This window comes from Streptomyces sp. SAS_270 (assembly GCF_052543295.1).
This window is the reverse complement of record NZ_JBMNDS010000050.1, coordinates 41,021-60,380: the sequence shown is the minus strand read 5'-3', so window position 1 is coordinate 60,380 and position 19,360 is coordinate 41,021. Positions and strand designations below refer to the sequence as shown.

The following is a 19,360-nucleotide window of genomic DNA, read 5'->3' as shown; positions in this document are numbered from 1 at the left end:
TTGGAACGGAGTATCCGGTTCCCGAGATCCGCCCCATCATGTAACCTGCACGAAATTTTGTACCAGCAGAGGGCCAACGTCGTCCCTCGGCAGATGTCATATGCCACGACGACGACGGGAGAGCCGATGCGTTCGCCGCGCCAGCCGTCCCAGCACTCCACGAACGGCCAGAACTGGTCCTTCATGGATGCTCGCCCTGCTGCGCAGGGTATGTACGACCCCCGCAACGAGCACGACGCCTGTGGCGTCGGCTTCGTGGCCACCCTCACCGGCGAGGCGAGCCACGCGCTGGTCGAGCAGGCGCTCACGGTTCTGCGCAACCTGGAACACCGCGGTGCCACCGGCTCCGAGCCCGACTCGGGCGACGGCGCGGGCATCCTGTCCCAGGTTCCCGACGCGTTCCTTCGTGAGGTCGCGGGCTTCGAGCTGCCCGAGGCCGGTGCCTACGCCGTCGGTATCGCCTTCCTGCCCGGGGACGGCACCGCCGAGGCCGCCGCCCGGATCGACGCCATCGCCGGCGAGGAGGACCTCACCGTCCTCGGCTGGCGCGAGGTCCCGGTCGCCCCCGAGCTGCTCGGCGCCACCGCCCGCTCGACGATGCCCGCCTTCCGCCAGATCTTCGTGACCGACGGCGCGAGCAAGGGCATCGACCTCGACCGCAAGGCGTTCGTGCTGCGCAAGCGCGCCGAGCGCGAGGCCGGCGTGTACTTCCCGTCGCTCTCCGCCCGCACCATCGTCTACAAGGGCATGCTGACCACCGGCCAGCTGGAGCCCTTCTTCCCGGACCTGTCCGACCGCCGCTTCGCCTCCGCGATCGCGCTCGTGCACTCCCGGTTCTCCACCAACACCTTCCCGAGCTGGCCGCTCGCCCACCCGTACCGCTTCGTCGCGCACAACGGCGAGATCAACACGGTCAAGGGCAACCGCAACTGGATGAAGGCCCGCGAGTCGCAGCTCGTCTCCGACCTCTTCGGCACGGAGAAGCTCGACCGGATCTTCCCCGTCTGCACCCCCGACGCCTCCGACTCCGCGTCCTTCGACGAGGTCCTGGAGCTGCTCCACCTCGGCGGCCGCTCGCTTCCGCACTCCGTGCTGATGATGATCCCGGAGGCGTGGGAGAACCACGACTCCATGGACCCGGCCCGCCGTGCCTTCTACCAGTTCCACTCCACGATGATGGAGCCCTGGGACGGCCCGGCCTGTGTCACCTTCACCGACGGCACCCAGGTCGGCGCGGTCCTCGACCGCAACGGTCTGCGCCCCGGCCGCTACTGGGTGACCGACGAGGGCCTCGTCGTCCTCGGCTCCGAGGTCGGCGTCCTCGACATCGACCCCGCGAAGGTCGTCCGCAAGGGCCGCCTGCAGCCCGGCAAGATGTTCCTCGTCGACACCTCCGAGCACCGCATCATCGAGGACGACGAGATCAAGGCCGCCCTCGCCACGGACATGCCGTACGCGGAGTGGCTGGAGGCCGGCGAGATCGAGCTGTCCGACCTGCCCGAGCGCGAGCACATCGTGCACACCCACGCCTCGGTCACCCGTCGCCAGCAGACCTTCGGCTACACCGAGGAAGAGCTGCGCGTCATCCTCGCGCCGATGGCCAAGGCCGCCGCCGAGCCGATCGGCTCCATGGGCACGGACACGCCGATCGCCGCGCTCTCGCAGCGCCCCCGGCTGCTCTTCGACTACTTCACCCAGCTGTTCGCGCAGGTCACCAATCCGCCGCTGGACGCGATCCGCGAAGAGCTGGTCACCTCCCTGCGCTCGTCGCTGGGCCCGCAGGGCAACCTGCTGGAGCCGACCGCCGCCTCCTGTCGCAGCGTCACCCTGCCTTTCCCGGTGATCGACAACGACGAGCTGGCCAAGCTCATCCACATCAACGCCGACGGCGACATGCCGGGCATGAAGGCCGCGACCCTCTCCGGCCTGTACCGGGTCTCCGGCGGCGGCGACTCCCTCGCCGCGCGCATCGAGGAGATCTGCACCGAGGCCGACGCGGCCATCGAGAACGGCGCCCGCCTGATCGTCCTCTCGGACCGGCACTCCGACGCCGAGCACGCGCCGATCCCGTCGCTGCTGCTCACCGCGGCCGTTCACCACCACCTCATCCGCACCAAGCAGCGCACCCAGGTGGGCCTGCTGGTCGAGGCGGGCGACGTCCGCGAGGTCCACCACGTGGCCCTCCTCATCGGCTTCGGCGCCGCGGCCGTCAACCCGTACCTGGCGATGGAGTCCGTCGAGGACCTCGTCCGCGCGGGCACGTTCCTCACGGGCATCGAGTCCGAGCAGGCCATCCGCAACCTGATCTACGCGCTCGGCAAGGGCGTCCTCAAGGTCATGTCCAAGATGGGCATCTCGACCGTCGCCTCCTACCGCGGTGCCCAGGTCTTCGAGGCCGTCGGCCTGGACCAGGCCTTCGTCGAGAAGTACTTCAACGGCACGGCGACGAAGATCGGCGGCGCCGGTCTCGACGTCATCGCCAAGGAGGTCGCCGCCCGGCACGCCAAGGCGTACCCCGCCTCCGGCATCGCGCCCGCGCACCGCGCCCTCGACATAGGCGGCGAGTACCAGTGGCGCCGCGAGGGCGAGCCGCACCTGTTCGACCCGGAGACGGTCTTCCGCCTCCAGCACTCCACGCGCTCCGGCAGCTACGACATCTTCAAGAAGTACACGGAGCGTGTGAACGAGCAGTCCGAGCGGCTGATGACGCTGCGAGGCCTCTTCGGCTTCACCTCGGACCGCCCCTCGATCTCCCTCGACGAGGTCGAGCCGGTCTCCGAGATCGTCAAGCGCTTCTCCACCGGCGCCATGTCGTACGGCTCCATCTCGAAGGAAGCGCACGAGACGCTCGCCATCGCGATGAACCAGCTGGGCGGCAAGTCCAACACCGGTGAGGGCGGCGAGGACGCGGACCGTCTCTACGACCCCGCGCGCCGCTCCAGCATCAAGCAGGTCGCCTCCGGCCGCTTCGGTGTGACCAGCGAGTACCTCGTCAACGCGGACGACATCCAGATCAAGATGGCGCAGGGCGCCAAGCCCGGCGAGGGCGGCCAGCTGCCCGGCCACAAGGTGTACCCCTGGGTCGCCAAGACCCGGCACAGCACCCCCGGCGTCGGCCTGATCTCCCCGCCGCCGCACCACGACATCTACTCCATCGAGGACCTGGCCCAGCTGATCCACGACCTGAAGAACGCGAACCCGCAGGCGCGGATTCACGTGAAGCTGGTCTCCGAGGTCGGTGTCGGCACGGTCGCCGCGGGTGTCTCCAAGGCGCACGCCGATGTCGTGCTCATCTCCGGCCACGACGGTGGTACGGGCGCCTCGCCGCTCACCTCCCTCAAGCACGCGGGTGGTCCCTGGGAGCTGGGTCTCGCCGAGACCCAGCAGACGCTGCTGCTCAACGGCCTGCGCGACCGCATCGTCGTACAGACCGACGGCCAGCTGAAGACCGGCCGTGACGTCGTCATCGCCGCGCTGCTGGGCGCCGAGGAGTTCGGTTTCGCGACCGCGCCGCTCGTTGTCTCCGGCTGCGTCATGATGCGCGTCTGCCACCTCGACACCTGCCCGGTCGGCATCGCCACGCAGAACCCGGTGCTGCGCGACCGGTTCGCCGGCAAGGCCGAGTACATCGTGAACTTCTTCAAGTTCATCGCCGAAGAGGTCCGCGAGATCCTCGCCGAGCTGGGCTTCCGCACCATCGAGGAGGCCGTCGGCCACGCCGAGTCGCTCGACGTGACCCGTGCCGTCGACCACTGGAAGGCGCAGGGCCTGGACCTCACCCCGCTCTTCTACGTGCCCGAGCTGCCCGAGGGCGCCGCGCTGCACCAGGTCGTCGAGCAGGACCACGGCCTGGAGAAGGCGCTCGACAACGAGCTGATCAGGCTCGCCGCCGACGCCCTGGCCGCGTCCGGTGCGGCCGACGCCCAGCCGGTCCGCGCCCAGGTCGCGATCCGCAACATCAACCGCACGGTCGGCACCATGCTCGGCCACGAGGTGACGAAGAAGTTCGGTGGCGCGGGCCTGCCCGACGACACCATCGACATCACCTTCACGGGTTCCGCGGGCCAGTCCTTCGGCGCCTTCCTGCCGCGCGGTGTCACGCTGCGCCTGGAGGGCGACGCCAACGACTACGTCGGCAAGGGCCTCTCCGGCGGCCGCGTCGTGGTCCGCCCGGACCGGGGCGCCGACCACCTCGCGGAGTTCTCCACCATCGCGGGCAACACCATCGCGTACGGCGCGACGGGCGGCGAACTGTTCCTGCGCGGTCGTACGGGCGAGCGCTTCTGCGTCCGCAACTCCGGCGCGACGGTGGTCTCGGAGGGCGTGGGCGACCACGGCTGCGAGTACATGACCGGCGGTCACGCGGTGGTCCTCGGTGAGACGGGCCGCAACTTCGCGGCCGGTATGTCGGGCGGCATCGCCTACGTCATCGACCTGAACCGCGACAACGTGAACGTCACCAGCGCCGGTGCGGTCGAGGCCCTCGACGACACCGACAAGCAGTGGCTGCACGACGTGGTGCGCCGCCACCAGGAGGAGACCGGCTCGACGGTCGCCGAGAAGCTCCTGGCCGAGTGGGACACAGCGGTGGACCGCTTCAGCAAGATCATCCCCAGCACGTACAAGGCAGTGCTCGCCGCCAAGGACGCCGCCGAGCGAGCCGGTCTCACCGAGACCGAGATCACCGAGAAGATGATGGAGGCGGCGACCAATGGCTGATCCCAAGGGCTTTCTCAACCACGGCCGCGAGGTCGCCAGGACCCGCCCGGTCGAGGAGCGCGTGCGTGACTGGAACGAGGTCTACGTTCCCGGCTCGCTGCTGCCCATCATCCCCACGCAGGCCTCGCGCTGCATGGACTGCGGCATCCCGTTCTGTCACAACGGCTGTCCGCTGGGGAACCTGATCCCCGAGTGGAACGACTACGCGTACCGCGAGGACTGGTCCGCCGCGTCCGAGCGCCTGCACGCGACGAACAACTTCCCGGAGTTCACGGGCCGTCTGTGCCCGGCGCCCTGTGAGTCGGCGTGCGTGCTGGGCATCAACCAGCCCGCCGTGACCATCAAGAACGTCGAGGTGTCGATCATCGACAAGGCGTGGGACTCCGGGGACGTCGCCCCGCAGATCCCCGAGCGCCTGTCGGGCAAGACCGTCGCCGTCATCGGCTCGGGCCCGGCGGGCCTGGCCGCCGCGCAGCAGCTGACGCGGGCCGGTCACACGGTCGCCGTCTACGAGCGCGCGGACCGTATCGGAGGTCTCCTGCGGTACGGCATCCCCGAGTTCAAGATGGAGAAGCGGCACATCAACCGCCGTATCGAGCAGATGCGCGCGGAGGGCACCCGCTTCCGTACCGGTATCGAGATCGGCCGCGACCTCAAGGCGACCGACCTGCGCAAGCGGTACGACGCCGTGGTCATCGCCGCCGGCGCGACGACCGCCCGCGATCTTCCCGTCCCCGGGCGGGAGTTGAAGGGCATCTACCAGGCCATGGAGTACCTGCCGCTGGCCAACAAGGTCCAGGAGGGCGACTTCGTGGCGCCCCCGATCTCGGCCGAGGGCAAGCACGTCGTGGTCATCGGCGGCGGCGACACCGGCGCGGACTGCGTCGGCACCGCCCACCGCCAGGGCGCGGCGTCGGTCACGCAGCTGGAGATCATGCCGCAGCCGGGCGAGGAGCGGAACCCGGGCCAGCCCTGGCCGACGTTCCCGATGCTCTACAAGGTCACCTCCGCGCACGAGGAGGGCGGCGAGCGGGTCTACTCCGTCTCCACCACCCACTTCGAGGGCGACGAGGACGGCAACGTCCAGTGGCTGCACCTCACCGAGGTCGCGTTCGTCGACGGCAAGCTGACCCCGAAGCCGGGCACGGAGCGCACGATCCCCGCCCAGCTGGTGACGCTGGCCATGGGCTTCACCGGCACGGACGTCGAGAACGGCCTGGTCTCCCAGTTCGCCCTGGAACTCGACGCACGCGGCAACATCGCCCGCGACGCCGAGTTCGCGACCAACGTCCCCGGCGTCTATGTCGCCGGCGACGCCGGCCGCGGCCAGTCCCTGATCGTCTGGGCGATCGCGGAGGGCCGTTCGGCCGCGCGTGGTGTCGACCGGTTCCTCGCGGGTGCGAGTGATCTGCCGGCTCCGATCCGTCCGACGGACCGTTCCCTGATGGTCTGACGTTCCGTCCCAACAGACGTCCCGTACAACGGTGTACGGAACTGAACGCGGCGCCTGCCTTGTCCCCGACCGGACTGTGGCGGGCGCCGTGGTGCGTCCGGGGGCGGGACGGGGCGTCAACTCACCTTCAGGTCCTGGAACTTCACGGTGGCGTCCTCCGTGTACGCGCCCACCCGGCCGTGCAGGTAGGGGCGTTCGGTGTCGGTGAAGGTGACCAGGGGGCGGTCGGGCCGGGCGGCGAGGGTGACTTCGAGTGCGGGGCCGTGCTGTTCGACGACGACCTTGTGGTCCTTGCCCACCGGGAACCTCTCCTTCCCGGTGGCCAGGAAGCGCTGGCCGCCGGGATAGTCGGGGTCCCGCTTGCCCAGTTCCCAGCCGTTCGGCTTCAGGGTGATGTAGTAGAAGTGCTCGGGGTCCGTGTACGCCCAGACCAGCCACGGCACTTCCCAGGGGTTGGGGGCGCCCTCGCGCAGCTGCCGTATCGTCCGCATCCGGGCCTCGTAGCGCAGATCGCCGTACGAGGCCGTGCTGACCACCAGTCCGGCATGTGTGGTGCCGGGGTCCTCGGCGACCATGGGCGACAGGGTCAGCGAGTCGTCGTCGCCCCGGTTGGTGCCATGGCCGTTGAACACCGAGAACCAGCGGCCGTGCGTGGAGCCGTCGGCCCACGGTTTGACCGGTGCCGCGGCGTCCTCGCTCCGGCACTGGCCGAGCGTGACCGCGAGTACGGCGATCAGCGCGCCGGCCAGTGCCAGCAGGGTGAGGAGGCGTCCTCTTCGCTCCGGCGGAGTCGCCGGAATCCGCCATGGGGGGTCCGGAGGCGACGAGGTCATGCCGTCGAGTATGGCCTCGGGGAGGCGAGCGTGACCGGTACATCGGCGGCGAAGTCCTCGTCCAGCTGGGCGAGTACACGCTCAGCGGCCTGTCCGTCCCCGAACGGGTTGCCCGCCCGCGCCATGCGCCGGTACGCGGCGGGGTCGTCGAGCAGCGCCGTCGCGGTGCTCACGATGGCGTCCGGATCCGTGCCGATCAGCTGGGCCGCGCCCGCGTCCACCGCCTCCGGGCGCTCGGTGGTCGTCCGCAGCACGAGCGCCGGCTTGCTCAGGCTCGGCGCCTCCTCCTGGATGCCCCCGGAGTCCGTGAGTACGAGGTCGCACTCGGCGAGGGTGGCGGCGAAGTCCACGTAACCGAGCGGCTCGATCAGGGAAATGCCGGTCCTGCCTTCGAGTTCGGGCAGCAGGACGTCCCGTACGGCGGGACTTTTGTGCAGCGGCAGCACGATCTCCACGTCCCCGCGCTCGGCGAGCCGGCACAGCGCCCGGCCCATCCCGCGCATGCGGTCGCCCTGGTTCTCCCGGCGGTGCAGCGTCACCAGGATGCGTTTGGCTCCGGTACGGAAGGCGGAGGTCCCGGAGCCCTCGCCGAGCACCCACAGCAGGTTGTCGATCACCGTGTTGCCGGTGGTGAACACCTGCTCCGGGGGCACGCCCTCGTCCAGCAGGTGCTGGGCCGCGCGCGGCGTGGGCGCGAAGTGCCAGCGGGCGATCCGGCCGATCAGGCTGCGGTTGAGCTCCTCCGGGAAGGGGTTGTCGATGACGCCGGTGCGCAGCCCCGCCTCGACGTGGGCGACCGGGATCTTCTCGTAGAACGCGGCGAGGGCTCCGGCGAGCGCGGTGGTGGTGTCCCCCTGGACCACCACGAGGTCGGGCCGCTGCTGGCGCATGACCTCGCCGAGCTCGCCGACCAGGCGGGCGGTCAGTTCGGACAGCTGCTGGCGGCTGCGCATCACGTCGAGGGCGATGCGGACGTCGACGCAGAGCAGCCCGAGCATCTGGTGCAGCATCTCGCGGTGTTGTCCGGTGGTGACGACGATCGGGTCGAACCGGGTGCCGGTGGACATGGCCCGTGCGACGGGTGCCAGTTTGATCGCCTCCGGCCGGGTGCCGAGCACGAGCATGGCGCGTACGGGCACGGCTGACGTGGGTGTGGACATGGGCCCCCCTAGGGCATACGCGAGCGCAGTCGCGCGAGGGTGATGAGAGAGCAGATGAGATGAGAGATCAGCGATGAGAGAGCCGCGACGAGAGAAGCCGCGACCTCGGAGCAGCGAGGAGCAGCGAGGAGCGACGCACGAGCGGCGTGCGGGCGGCGCTCGTGCCGCATGCGGTGGTGAGGGAGCGGGCGCGCGCGGGGACTCGGCGCGCCCCGGCGGCCCTCAGGTACGGGCGGTCTTCAGCCAGCCCCGCTGGCCGGTCAGGGTCCGCCAGAACCCCCACCAGCCGGCGGCGAACCAGATGTAGCCGTAGAAGACGAAGACATGCGCGAGCAGCACCGAGCGCAGCAGGCCGAGGTCCCGCTCCCGCTTGGCGTACACGAAGCCGTACGCGTACGCGGCCGTGAACGACAGCAGATACGGGCCCAGCAGCCACATGGGCGAGACCAGCGGACGGCCCACGTGGAGCGAGGCCACGACCGTGGCGCCCAGCGCGACGAGGAAGGACAGCGGCAGCAGCGAGGTGAGCAGGATGAGCACCGGGCTGGACAGGTGGTAGAGCAGGTCCAGTGCCGCTCGGGTCGGGACCTCCCGCAGGATGAGCGGGACGAGGTTCGCCGACTGCAAGTGCCCCTGGAACCAGCGGGATCGCTGCCGGATCAGGCGCTTGAGGTCGAGTACGGCCTGCTGGGACACCGAGGCGGTGGTGCAGTGCTGGTTGGTCCAGCCCTTGGCGAGCAGCCGCACCCCGAGGTCGAGGTCCTCGGTGAGGCTGTCGCTCCAGGGACCGTCGCCGTCCAGGGTGTTGAGCGCCGACAGCCGCATGAACTGGCCGTTGCCGCCCATGCCGACGCTGCCGATGAAGCGGCGCGCGCTCTGGAAGACGTCGCCGTAGACCACGAACTCCATGTCCTGCATGCGGGCGAGGAGTCCCTGCCCCCGGTTGTACATGCGCACGCAGATCTGTACGGCGCCCGTCCGCGGATCGTCGAAGCAGGGGTCCACCGACTGCACGACGTGCGGGTCGAGGCGCCCGTCGGCGTCGACCACACAGAGCACGACATCGGCGGGGTCGCGGCCCGCGAGCAGACCGGACGCCCGCAGGTGGCGCACTCCGTCGTTGAGCGCGGCTCCCTTGCCCCGGCGCGCGTTCGGCAGATCGCGCCGCAGCAGCCGGACCCGGTCGGGGTCGGCGGCAAGCGCGATCTCGCCCGTACGGTCGTCCGACGCGTCGTCGATGACCAGGGCCATGAAATTCCCGGCGGGCAGAGCGGTGATCCGCGCCAGGCTTTCGGCAAGCACTTTCTCCTCATTGAGGCAGGCGAGGAGGAATACGTAGAAACGCTCTCTTCGAGGCCCGCGCGCCCGGCGTATTCGACGGCGGGAGAGCGCGAAGAGACTGGTGTTGTAGCAGCCGGCCATCACGATCAGCGTGATGCTGGCCCAGAGCAGCAGTTCATTGATCATGACTGCTCCTGGTACTGGCATTCGCCCGGGCTTCGGGTTCTGTCCTCCTGCGCAGCCTGATCCGCGCCAGGATTATCAGGAATGCCGTCAGGCAATAGAACAGGAATCCGATTCCAGCGGTTTCCTGTAACGCTTTGGCCAAAGGCATGCCGGGTATTGCCTCCGGCGCGGCCATCGCCCCTGCCAGAGGCAGAAGAGCCCCCAGGGCGGGTCGTCCGTACATCGTCCCCCCACTTTTCATCACGCGTCCCCAACGCGTGAAAAGCGAACGTAGCAGACAAGGGTAACGGTCAAGAAGGATGAGTTGAAATTGCCGTCAGAGGTCTCGTCGGTGGGGTCGAATGGCCCTCGAAGAATGCACCGGCCGGCCCATTGACACTCTTCGAGATCGCGCAGAAGAATCTGGGCCTTATTTCTCGGCGAATGGCTTTGCCAATAGTTGGCAAAGTGGGGGGAATGGATCATGAGATCAGTGTGGAAACCGTCAGAAGGGTACCGGGGACTGTCCCGGGTCACCCTCGTTCTGATGCTCGTCGCCGCCCTGCTGGGCGGCTCCTTCATGGCCTCGTCCGCACAGGCGGGCCCCGGCGGCAGGCACCACGGCGAGGGCCGCGGCACCCGGTCCGGAATGAACCGCGTCGACCTCAAGAGCTGGGCCGCGGCCCAGGTCAAGGCCGACAGGGCGCGCCACGCCAAGCACCACAAGACGTCCGCGCGGCTCGGCGCGGCGGTCACGACCCTGGCATCCCCGGCCTCCGCCGGCACGGCGGTAAGGGCCCAGGCCGCGGTGTTCCGACAGGAGGACGTCGCCGCCGCGGCGGACCCGGCGACCCTCGTCCTCTACGACACGGCGGGCCCCTACGGGCAGTTGGGCGAGCTGTACGCGATGGCCGAGGCCAACCTCGCCGGCCACTTCGGCACCGTGACCGCCAAGCCGGTCCAGCAGTACACCGCCGGCATGCTCGACTCGTATGCGGCCGTTGTCTACATCGGCTCCACCTACTACGGCGGTGACATTCCGGACGCGATCCCCGCCGCCTTCTATCAGGACGCGGCCGCCACCACGAAGCCCGTGACCTGGATGGGCGCCAATATCTGGGGCATGGCCAACGCCGTCGGCATCGCCCCCTTCACGCAGAAGTACGGCTGGGACCCCACGAGTTCGTACTACGAGGACGGCGGCAGCGTCGGTACGGTCACGCAGGTGACGTACAGGGGGCAGACGCTCACCCGTAAGATCCCGGCCGGACAGGATGGTGGCGTGCTGCGCCCCAATGTCCTTACGGGGACCGGATATCCCGCGGTCACCCGCCTCGCGGAGGGCCTCGACACCTCCAACGGACACACCTTCGGGTGGGCGGTCCGCTCGTCCAACCTCACCTACATCGGTGAGATCCCCTTCGCCTACGTCTCCGAGAGCGACCGTGTGATCGCCGCCGAGGACCTGCTCTTCGACGCCCTCGCACCGGCCACCGCCGACCGGCACCGTGCCCTCGTGCGCCTGGAGGACATCAGCCCCGACGCCGACCCGGCGGCCCTGAGGTCCATGGCCGACTACCTGTATTCCCAGCGGATTCCGTACGGCATCAACGTGATTCCCGTCTACACGGACCCCAACGGCACCTACAACAACGGCGTGCCGCAGACCGTCACCCTCTCGCAGCGGCCCCAGGTGGTCAGCGCCCTGAAATACATGCTGAATCGGGGCGCGGTCCTCATGGACCACGGATTCACACATCAGTACGGCAATATCGCCAATCCCTACAACGGAGTGACCGGAGACGACTTCGAGTTCTACCGGGCGCACGTGGACGCCTCGAACAACGTCGTCTACGACGGCCCGGTCGCCGAGGACTCCACCGCCTGGGCCCAGGGCCGAGTCACCAGTGCGCTGGCCGAGTTCACCAAAGCGGGACTTCCGAAGCCGACCCTGTGGACCACCCCGCACTACGCGGGATCGGCCGCCGACTACAAGGTCTTCAGCGCCGCCTTCAATGCCCGGCTCGAACGTTCGCTGTATTTCGCCGGAACACTGAGCGGCACCTCGGCGGACCCGAACCGGTTCATCGGACAGTTCTTCCCCTACGTGGTCCGTGACGTCTACGGGACCAAGGTGATTCCGGAGAACATCGGGAATTACGAGCCCACGGCGTTCAACAACCATCCGCCACGGCTGCCCGCCGACCTCATCGCCTCGGCCAAGGCCAATCTCGCGGTGCGGGACGGATTCGCCAGCTTCTTCTACCACCCCTACTACGCGCTCCAGCCGCTGAAGGACACCGTCGCCGGGATCAAGGCCCTCGGCTACACATTCGTCAGCCCGGCCGCCCTGTGAGGGCACACGCCCTGAGGAGGACCGCTGCCACCGTGGCAGCGGTCCTCCTCGCCGTGGGCGGCTGCACCGAGCACCGGACGGCGGTCTCGAAGGACGGGAGGAAGACCTCGGCGGACGAACGGGGCACCGCGGCCGCCCTGCGCGGCATCACCCTGCCCTCCTGGAACCGGACCGACTACGACAGCCCGGCCGCGGCCCGGTATCTGCGCGACATCCGGGCCACCGGCGCCCACTGGGTCACCTTCACCCCGACCTGGTACCAGACCCACCCGGCCGACTCCGCCCTGCACACCACCGAGGAGACCGCGAGCGACGGCAGTCTGACGCGGATCGTCCGCCGCGCCCACCGGGCCGGCCTCAAGGTGATGATCAAACCGCACGTGGACCTGCCCGGCGATGTCGACCGCGCCGAGATCCGCCCCCGCGACCGGGCCGCCTGGTTCGCCGCGTACCGACGGTTCATCACCCACTACGCGGACCTGGCAGCCGACACCGACACCGAACAGCTCGCCGTGGGAACGGAGTTGGCGGGCGTCTCCGCCGACCGGGCCGACTGGGCGAAGGTCATCGCGGCCGTACGGCAGAGGTACGAAGGCCCCCTGACCTACGCCGCCAACTACGACGAGTACCGCAAGGTCCGCTTCTGGAAGGAGCTCGACCTCATCGGGATCGACGCCTACTGGCCGCTGTCCGAGAAACCCACCGACGACCCCGGACGGCTGCGCCGCGCCTGGAAGCCGATCGCCGCGCGCCTTGCCGCCTTCTCCGAGCAGCAGGGCCGCCGGATCCTGTTCACCGAGGCGGGCTACGTCAGCCAGCGGGGCTCCACGACCGCCCCCTACTCCTGGACCGTCAGCGCCCGCACCGGCAACGCCGAACAGGCCGCCGCCTACCGGGCGTTGCTCGACACGTTCGAGGGTCGCCGGTGGTGGGCCGGAGTCTGCTGGTGGATGTGGGACGACTGGCCGGACAGCGGCGAGACCCCGGCGAAGCTCGCCTACAGCCCGCACGGCAAGCCCGCGGAGGAGGTACTGAAGGAGAAGTGGACGCGCTGAGCCGCACTCGGACCCGTCCGGCGTGAGCCGAGGGGCAGGAGCTACGGCACGTGGTACGTCTCGCCGTACACCTTCCAGGTCAGCGGCGGCTTCAGCGCGAGGTTCCCGTCGTGGAGGAACCTCCGCTGGGCCGTGTCGATGCGGGTCGTGTCGCGGTCGGGGTTCTTCGACTTCATCGTCGTACGGCGGATGTCGAGGAAGACGTCCAGGTACGTCTTCTCGTCGCCGCCCGCGGAGGGCGGGTCGGCCTCCCTCGCGGCGCGCTCGCGCAGACCGTGGAAGCTGTCGGCGTTCGTGCCGGGGCCGTGCATCACCATCGCGTCGTAGTAGATGAACTGGCCGAGCGTGCCGAGGCCGTCGAGCTTGGCGAGGCGCACGGCCGGGTCGAAGTAGACGCGGTCGCGTTCGGCGTCCTGGGCCGCGCGGAAGGCCCCGACCCGCGCCTCCTTCTTCCATGCGGCCGGGAAACCTTCCAGGCCGGCGTGCGAGTCCGTGCCGTCCACCTTGCGCAGCGCGGGCAGGTAGCGGGCGAGCCCGTTGCCCGGATGGTCCTCGGTGTAGCCCTCGACCAGGGTGAGCAGGTCGTGGGTGCCCGTGCAGAAGCCGATGACGCCCGCCGTGTAGCCCTGGCCGTCGCCGATGTCCTCCACATAGCCGTACGCGCCGCGCCAGTCCAGCGTGGAGTTCTCGGCGCTCGCCACGATCTGCTGGGCGAGCTCCTTCTCGGCCGGTGCGGCGAGCCCGGGCGGCCGGTCCGCGATCGGCTCGTCGTCGTCGGACCGCCCGGCGCGCTTGCCGTCGTCCTGGCGGGCCTGCTGCCGCGCCGCCGTGGTGCTCCCGTCCCTGCCGTCCGCCGAGTCCGTGTGGAGGTACGGGACGAGGCAGACCGCTGCTGTGACGAGGACGGGGACGGCGGCGAAAAGCAGACAACCGGCTCGTTTCATGGCGCACAGACTACGGCCGGGCGGCGCCCGGCCCGTCCCGTTCGCCCCGGATGCTCCCCGGCGGTCGCGCTGCCGGCGCGGCGCTCAGGCGCCGCTCTTCAGCGCCGCGACCTTCCCCGCCACGAGCACCACCATCAGCACCAGCAGACCGGCGCACACCGCCGCCTGCACCAGGGTGCGGCGGCTGCCGCGGGGCGCGTAGGCGTAGGCGAGGGTGACCAGACCGCCCGCCAGCAGACCGCCGAGGTGGCCCTGCCAGGACGTGACGAACGCGGAGAGGACCAGCCAGAGCAGCAGGCTGCCGATGAAGCGGTTCACGGCGCGCATGTCGGAGCCGAGACGGCGCGCCATCACGTAGTACGCGGCCCCCAGCCCGAAGATCGCACCCGAGGCGCCGACCGTGTGGTCGCCCGGCGCGATCAGCAGGACGAGGACCGAGCCGCCGAGCGCGGAGAGCAGGTACAGGGCGAGATAGCGGACCCGGCCGAGCTGGGTCTCCACGACGCGGCCGATGCTCCACAGGGAGAACATGTTCATCGCGATGTGCGCGATCCCGAACGTCCCCTCGGTGGGCGGCAGATGAAGGAACGCGCCGGTGAGCAGCCGGTACCACTCGCCGTCGACGACACCGCTCGCGTGGAACTCCGGCGAGTACGCGCTCTGCCAGTAGTAGTGACCGCCGTCCGGACCCAGCAGCTCCGCGCCGAGCATCTCGAACCGGTCCACCACCGCGGGGCGCACCAACTCGGCCAGATACGCCAGCACGTTGAGACCGATCAGTACGTACGTCACGACCGGTACCGCCGAGATGCGGCCGCCGAAGACCGTGCGGGCCTGCCGGACCGACCGCGCCCCCTCCCTCACGCACTCCGGGCACTGGTGGCCGACGGACGCCTCGCGCATGCAGGACGGACATATGTGGCGGTCGCACCGGGTGCAGCGCACATGGGACTCCACCTTGGGATGGCGATAACAGGTGGTGACGTCGGACTCGGTGGTCTCGGCGGACTCGGATTCCACGACCGGCTCCTTGAAGCACGTACGAAGGGACTGCGCAGCCACTGCGCAGGGACGATGAGCCGGTGGGGACGGCGGCGAACAAAATAGCGAACCTGGGGGACGGCCGGGAGGACGGGGCACCGGTGACGTAGCCTCGACTCCTCCGTCCTGGACCGAAGGGAGCCCCGCATGGCCGCGATCAGCCTCGCGAAGGTGGAGGAGACCGCACCCGCGCTGGTCAGCCTGTACAAGAGCGCCGGAGTCTCCCTCACCAAACACGGGCTGAGCGACCAGCGGGCCGCCGTCTACCTGGTGGTCGACTACTCGGGCTCGATGAAGCCGTACTACCAGGACGGCAGCGTGCAGGCGCTCGCCGACCGCGTGCTCGGCCTGTCCGCCCATCTCGACGACGACGGGCGGGTCCCGGTCGTCTTCTTCTCCACGGACATCGACGCCGAGACGGACATCGAGCTCGCCGACCACCGGGGCCGGATCGACCGGATCGTGGCCGGGCTCGGCCACATGGGCAAGACCAGCTACCACCTCGCCATGGACGCCGTCATCGACCACTACCTGGACAGCGGCACCAAGGACCCCGCCCTCGTCGTCTTCCAGACCGACGGCGGACCGATCAACAAGCTCGCCGCCGAACGGTACTTGTGCAAGGCGGCGCAGCTCCCGCTGTTCTGGCAGTTCATCGGCTTCGGCGACCCGGGCAGCAGGCAGTTCGAATTCCTGCGCAAGCTCGACGAGTTGGCGGTGCCGCAGAAACGGCCCATCGACAACGCGGGCTTCTTCCACGCCGGTTCGGACCCGCGCAAGGTCTCCGACGACGAGTTGTACGACCGCCTCGTGGGCGAGTTCCCGCACTGGCTGGCGGCCGCCCGGACGCAGGGGATCGTGCGGTGATCAGACTGCTCCCCGCCGCCGGACGCACCGCCGTGGCCTGGAAGAACGGTGGCGGGGTGACCCGCGAGATCGCCGCCTGGCCGCAGGGCGCGGGCATGGACGACTTCGTGTGGCGGGTCAGTCTGGCCGAGGTCGGCGCGGACGGCCCGTTCTCCGCCTTCGCCGAGGTCGACCGCACGCTCACGGTCGTCGAGGGCGCGGGCATGGACCTGACCGTGGACGGCAAGCGGCAGATCCTCGACACCCGCCTCGTACCGCGGGACTTCCCCGGGGATGTCCCCACCGACTGCCGGCTGCTCGACGGGCCGGTCGTGAACTTCAACGTCATGTGGCGCAGAGGCCTGGAGCCGGCCCCCGCCGTCGCCGTGGTGCGCGGCCGGGTGCCCTTCGCCCTCAGGCCGGGCACGGCCATGCTGGTCCTCGCGCTCGACGCGCCCGCGGAGGTGTCGGGGCTGCGCCTGGAGCCGTACGACGCGGCGCTGCTCACGGACGGCGGCACGGTGCTGCACGCGGCGGGGTCGGCGGCGGTCGTCCGGCTGACCACTCCGCCGGCTCCGGACGAGGCGTGAACAGCCTTCGCGGGCAGGGCTGACGTCCCCGTTGGCGTAGCCCGCCCCGCGTGCCACCCTGATGTCGATCCCACGGGGAGGGCGACGTATGGACGGCGCACGATCGGTGAACGGGACGACGGGAAAGGGCAGTTCGCGGGCGCCCGCCGGAGCGAGGCCGGACGTGGCCCGGCCGGCCGGGGGCAGCCCGGCGGCCGCGAGGCCGAACGGCCGGGGCGACGGGCCCGGTTCGGGTGAGCGGCTCGCCGACTGGGCCGACGGGCGGCTAGGGGGTGTTTTGAAAGTCCTGTGCGGTGCCCGCGGTGTTCGGTGCGTGCCCTCGGCGTGCCGGACGAAGGCCCTCGTACTGGACGTACTTGGGGCTTTGGCCGGTGCGGCGAGGGTGCGTGCCGGGCGCCGTGGGTGCTGTGCGGGACTTTCAAAACACCCCCTAGGGTGTGCGTCGCGCCGGTGGCCGCGTTCGTCGTCACCAAGCGGGTCTGTCTCGGGCTGCAGCGCCGGGACCGGGACAAGGTGCTGCACGGCAGGGAGTCGGGCACCATCAAGCGGCTGCCGCACGGCGAGTTCGTGGAGATCCACGAACCCCTCTCGCAGGCACAGCTGTTCACGCTCACCCAGCACGAGCAGAGCCCGCCCTACGAGGTGGGCGCGCTCGTCGACGCGAACGGGGTCCGCCGCCCGGTCAAGCCCTCCCAGCGGCTGCGCGCCCGGCTCGCCCAGGCCATGTTCGGCCCCGGGACACGGCCTGGGGCCATGTTCGGCCCCGGGACACGGATCGCGAAACCGACGGCCGAGGAGTACCAGGAGCTCACGAGCGGCGACCACCACCACTGAGCACATCGGCCCGGCACTGCTGCGGGCTGCCCCAGGCTCCCAGCAGGGCACGGGACTTGGTCAGCCACAGGGACAGGTCGTACTCCGCCGTGTAGCCGATCGCGCCGTGCAGCTGGAGGGCGGTGCGCGCGGTGGCGTACGCGGCCTCGCAGGCCGTGACCTTGGCGGCGGCGACATCGCGCTCCCGCATGGTCAGCGCCGCGCCGAACAGCAGCGGGCGGGCGAACTCCAGGGCGATCCTCGCGTCCGCCAGCCGGTGCTTGACCGCCTGGAACGAGCCGATGGGAACACCGAACTGGGTGCGCTGCCCGACATACGCGACCGTCCTGTCCAGCAGGGCGAACCCGACGCCGAGCGCCTGGGCGGCGGTCGCGAGCCGGGCCAGCAGCAAGGCGCGGGCGAACGGCGGGCGTGGGGCGAGCAGTTCACCCCCTGAGGCGAGGTGAGTGAGACGCCGGGCCGGGTCGAGGGAGGGGCGGACCGGGCCGTGCCCGGGGGCGAGATACAGACCGTCGCCCGTCAGGGACAGCCGGACGTCCGCCGCGTCGCCGTCCAGTGCGTGCGACCCGGAAGGCGCGAGCGTCGCCATCGCCTCACCGGAGGCCAGCCGGGGGAGCAGCCGCTTGGCGGGCCCGGGGTCGGCCGCCTCCGTGAGCAGGGCGGCCGCCGCGACCGTCTCCACCAGCGGGCCGGGTACCGCATGGCGCCCCAACTCCACGAAGGCGACGGCCAGTTCGACGGGCAGGACACCCACCCCCTCGTACGCCTCCGGAATCGCCAGCGCGAAGACGCCCGCCTGCGCTGTGCGGGACCACAGCGCCCGGCCGGACGTGTGGTCGCCGCGGCTCCAGTCCCGTACGACCGAGGGGGTGTCCGCCGACGTCAGCATCGCGTCCAACGAGGCGGCGAACGCCCGCTGTTCGGCGTCCAGGAGGAAACGCATCAGCGGCGGCCCTTCGGCAGGCCGAGCAGGCGCTCGGCGATGATGTCGCGCTGGATCTCGTTGGTGCCCGCGTAGATGGGGCCCGCGAGGGCGAAGACGTACCCCTCGCACCAGTGCGTGTCCGCCAACTCGCCTTCCGCGCCCAGGAGTTCGAGGGCGGTTTCGTGCAGGGCGATGTCGTACTCGGACCAGAAGACCTTGTTCAGGCTCGATTCCGGGCCCAGGGACTCGCCGTCGAGGAAGCGGGAGGCGCCCGCGTAGGCGAACAGCTCGTACGCCCGGGCGCCGATCAGTGCGTCGGCCACCCGGTCCCGCGCCGAGGCGGGGCTCCCCTGCGCCTGCCACAGCCCGAGCAGCCGGTCGGCACCGGCGAGGAAGCGGCCCGGTGAGCGCAGTGTCAGCCCCCGTTCGTTGCCCGCCGTCGACATGGCGACCTGCCAGCCCCGGCCCGGCTCGCCGATCACGTCCTCGTCCGGGACGAACACCTCGTCGAGGAACAGCTCCGCGAAGGCGGGCCTGCCGTCGAGGCGGCCGATGGGACGGACGGTGACCCCGGGGGCGTGCAGGTCGAACATCAGATAGGTGAGCCCCTGGTGGGGCTTCGGCAGGCCCGCCTCGCTGCGGAACAGACCGAAGGCACGGTCGGCGAAGGCGGCACGCGACGACCAGGTCTTCTGCCCGCTCAGCAGCCAGCCCCCGTCCGTGCGCACCGCGCGGGAGGTCAGCGAGGCGAGATCGGAACCGGCCTCCGGCTCGGACCACGCCTGCGCCCAGACGACCTCGCCCCTGGCCATCGGCGGCAGCACCCGCGCGCGCTGCTCCTCGGTGCCGTGGTCGAAGAGCGTGGGGGCGAGCAGGCTGATGCCGTTCTGGCTCACCCGGCCCGGCGCACCCGCCGCCCAGTACTCCTCCTCGAAGAGCAGCCACCGTACGAGGCCCGCGTCCCGCCCGCCGTACGCCCCCGGCCAGGACACCACCGACCAGCGGTCCGCGGCGAGCTCGGCCTCCCAGGCGCGGTGCGCCGCGAACCCCTCCGCGGTCTCCAGGGAGGGCAGCGGCGGCGAGGGGACGTGCGCGGCGAGCCAGTCCCGGGCCTCGGCGCGGAAGGCCTCGTCGGCGGGGGAGTGCGTGAGATCCATC

The 19,360-nt window shown here is 70.4% G+C and carries 13 protein-coding genes and 1 pseudogene; 7 read left to right on the top strand and 7 right to left on the bottom strand.

Going from position 1 to position 19,360, the window contains the following annotated elements; genetic code table 11:
• Window positions 1-126 precede the first annotated feature (126 nt).
• Both gltB and ACN6LB_RS28635 read left to right on the top strand, forming a co-directional pair.
• Window positions 127-4,719, top strand: coding sequence for a glutamate synthase large subunit (gltB, locus tag ACN6LB_RS28640; RefSeq protein ID WP_445028403.1), 4,593 nt, complete (start codon window positions 127-129; stop codon window positions 4,717-4,719).
• Entirely contained in the window at window positions 4,712-6,172 is a 1,461-nt protein-coding gene (locus ACN6LB_RS28635; protein ID WP_356140177.1) for a glutamate synthase subunit beta, read from the top strand. Before gltB ends, ACN6LB_RS28635 begins: the two co-directional genes overlap by 8 nt.
• Before the next feature lie 116 nt (window positions 6,173-6,288).
• On the opposite strand, the gene ACN6LB_RS28630 is transcribed toward ACN6LB_RS28635, so the two are convergent.
• From ACN6LB_RS28630 to ACN6LB_RS28620, 3 genes are all read right to left on the bottom strand, one after another.
• Entirely contained in the window at window positions 6,289-7,005 is a 717-nt protein-coding gene (locus ACN6LB_RS28630; RefSeq protein ID WP_445028402.1) for a calcium-binding protein, read from the bottom strand.
• A complete protein-coding gene (gene wecB, locus ACN6LB_RS28625) occupies window positions 7,002-8,165 on the bottom strand; it encodes a non-hydrolyzing UDP-N-acetylglucosamine 2-epimerase (protein WP_445028401.1) in 1,164 nt (387 codons plus the stop codon). Before wecB ends, ACN6LB_RS28630 begins: the two co-directional genes overlap by 4 nt.
• A 222-nt stretch (window positions 8,166-8,387) precedes the next feature.
• Entirely contained in the window at window positions 8,388-9,632 is a 1,245-nt protein-coding gene (locus ACN6LB_RS28620; RefSeq protein WP_356140174.1) for a glycosyltransferase family 2 protein, read from the bottom strand.
• Window positions 9,633-10,158: 526 nt separating this feature from the next.
• Here ACN6LB_RS28620 and ACN6LB_RS28615 point away from each other — a divergent pair.
• Both ACN6LB_RS28615 and ACN6LB_RS28610 read left to right on the top strand, forming a co-directional pair.
• Window positions 10,159-11,967 carry a DUF2334 domain-containing protein gene (locus ACN6LB_RS28615; RefSeq protein WP_445028400.1) on the top strand — a complete coding sequence of 603 codons (1,809 nt, stop codon included), beginning with the start codon at window positions 10,159-10,161 and terminating at the stop codon, window positions 11,965-11,967.
• A 32-nt stretch (window positions 11,968-11,999) separates the two neighbouring features.
• On the top strand, window positions 12,000-13,022 hold the full coding sequence (locus tag ACN6LB_RS28610; RefSeq protein WP_445028399.1) for a glycoside hydrolase family 113: 1,023 nt from the start codon (window positions 12,000-12,002) through the stop codon (window positions 13,020-13,022).
• Window positions 13,023-13,063: 41 nt separating this feature from the next.
• Here the strand turns inward: ACN6LB_RS28610 and ACN6LB_RS28605 are convergent, their stop codons facing one another.
• Both ACN6LB_RS28605 and ACN6LB_RS28600 read right to left on the bottom strand, forming a co-directional pair.
• Window positions 13,064-13,966, bottom strand: coding sequence for a chitosanase (locus ACN6LB_RS28605; RefSeq protein ID WP_445028398.1), 903 nt, complete (start codon window positions 13,964-13,966; stop codon window positions 13,064-13,066).
• 84 nt (window positions 13,967-14,050) lie between these two features.
• Window positions 14,051-14,986 (bottom strand): rhomboid family intramembrane serine protease, encoded by a 936-nt coding sequence (locus ACN6LB_RS28600; RefSeq protein ID WP_445028397.1) that lies wholly within the window; start codon window positions 14,984-14,986, stop codon window positions 14,051-14,053.
• A gap of 168 nt (window positions 14,987-15,154) precedes the next feature.
• Between ACN6LB_RS28600 and ACN6LB_RS28595 the strand changes: the two genes are divergently transcribed.
• The 3 genes and pseudogenes from ACN6LB_RS28595 to ACN6LB_RS28585 form a co-directional block, all read left to right on the top strand.
• A complete protein-coding gene (locus ACN6LB_RS28595) occupies window positions 15,155-15,874 on the top strand; it encodes a vWA domain-containing protein (RefSeq protein ID WP_445028396.1) in 720 nt (239 codons plus the stop codon).
• Complete coding sequence (locus tag ACN6LB_RS28590) at window positions 15,871-16,443, top strand: HutD/Ves family protein (protein ID WP_445028395.1); 573 nt, start codon at window positions 15,871-15,873, stop codon at window positions 16,441-16,443. The genes ACN6LB_RS28595 and ACN6LB_RS28590 overlap by 4 nt, the downstream gene beginning before the upstream one ends.
• A gap of 441 nt (window positions 16,444-16,884) precedes the next feature.
• Window positions 16,885-17,277, top strand: a pseudogene (locus ACN6LB_RS28585) (ubiquinol-cytochrome c reductase cytochrome b subunit); the annotation flags it as partial.
• Here ACN6LB_RS28585 and ACN6LB_RS28580 read toward each other — a convergent pair.
• Window positions 17,252-18,220: an acyl-CoA dehydrogenase family protein gene (locus ACN6LB_RS28580; protein WP_445028394.1), complete on the bottom strand. Its 969-nt coding sequence runs from the start codon at window positions 18,218-18,220 to the stop codon at window positions 17,252-17,254. The pseudogene ACN6LB_RS28585 and the gene ACN6LB_RS28580 sit on opposite strands and share 26 nt — an antisense overlap.
• Entirely contained in the window at window positions 18,220-19,359 is a 1,140-nt protein-coding gene (locus ACN6LB_RS28575; protein ID WP_445028393.1) for an acyl-CoA dehydrogenase family protein, read from the bottom strand. Before ACN6LB_RS28575 ends, ACN6LB_RS28580 begins: the two co-directional genes overlap by 1 nt.
• Between the last annotated feature and the right edge of the window lies 1 nt (window position 19,360).

Excerpts from the sequence above, each read along its gene's own strand:
- gltB (WP_445028403.1), top strand. The coding sequence starts at position 127 with ATGCGTTCGCCGCGCCAGCCGTCCCAGCACTCCACGAACGGCCAGAAC.
- ACN6LB_RS28635 (WP_356140177.1), top strand. The coding sequence starts at position 4,712 with ATGGCTGATCCCAAGGGCTTTCTCAACCACGGCCGCGAGGTCGCCAGG.
- ACN6LB_RS28630 (WP_445028402.1), bottom strand. The coding sequence starts at position 7,005 with ATGACCTCGTCGCCTCCGGACCCCCCATGGCGGATTCCGGCGACTCCG.
- wecB (WP_445028401.1), bottom strand. The coding sequence starts at position 8,165 with ATGTCCACACCCACGTCAGCCGTGCCCGTACGCGCCATGCTCGTGCTC.
- ACN6LB_RS28620 (WP_356140174.1), bottom strand. The coding sequence starts at position 9,632 with ATGATCAATGAACTGCTGCTCTGGGCCAGCATCACGCTGATCGTGATG.
- ACN6LB_RS28615 (WP_445028400.1), top strand. The coding sequence starts at position 10,159 with ATGCTCGTCGCCGCCCTGCTGGGCGGCTCCTTCATGGCCTCGTCCGCA.
- ACN6LB_RS28605 (WP_445028398.1), bottom strand. The coding sequence starts at position 13,966 with ATGAAACGAGCCGGTTGTCTGCTTTTCGCCGCCGTCCCCGTCCTCGTC.
- ACN6LB_RS28595 (WP_445028396.1), top strand. The coding sequence starts at position 15,155 with ATGGCCGCGATCAGCCTCGCGAAGGTGGAGGAGACCGCACCCGCGCTG.
- ACN6LB_RS28580 (WP_445028394.1), bottom strand. The coding sequence starts at position 18,220 with ATGCGTTTCCTCCTGGACGCCGAACAGCGGGCGTTCGCCGCCTCGTTG.
- ACN6LB_RS28575 (WP_445028393.1), bottom strand. The coding sequence starts at position 19,359 with ATGGATCTCACGCACTCCCCCGCCGACGAGGCCTTCCGCGCCGAGGCC.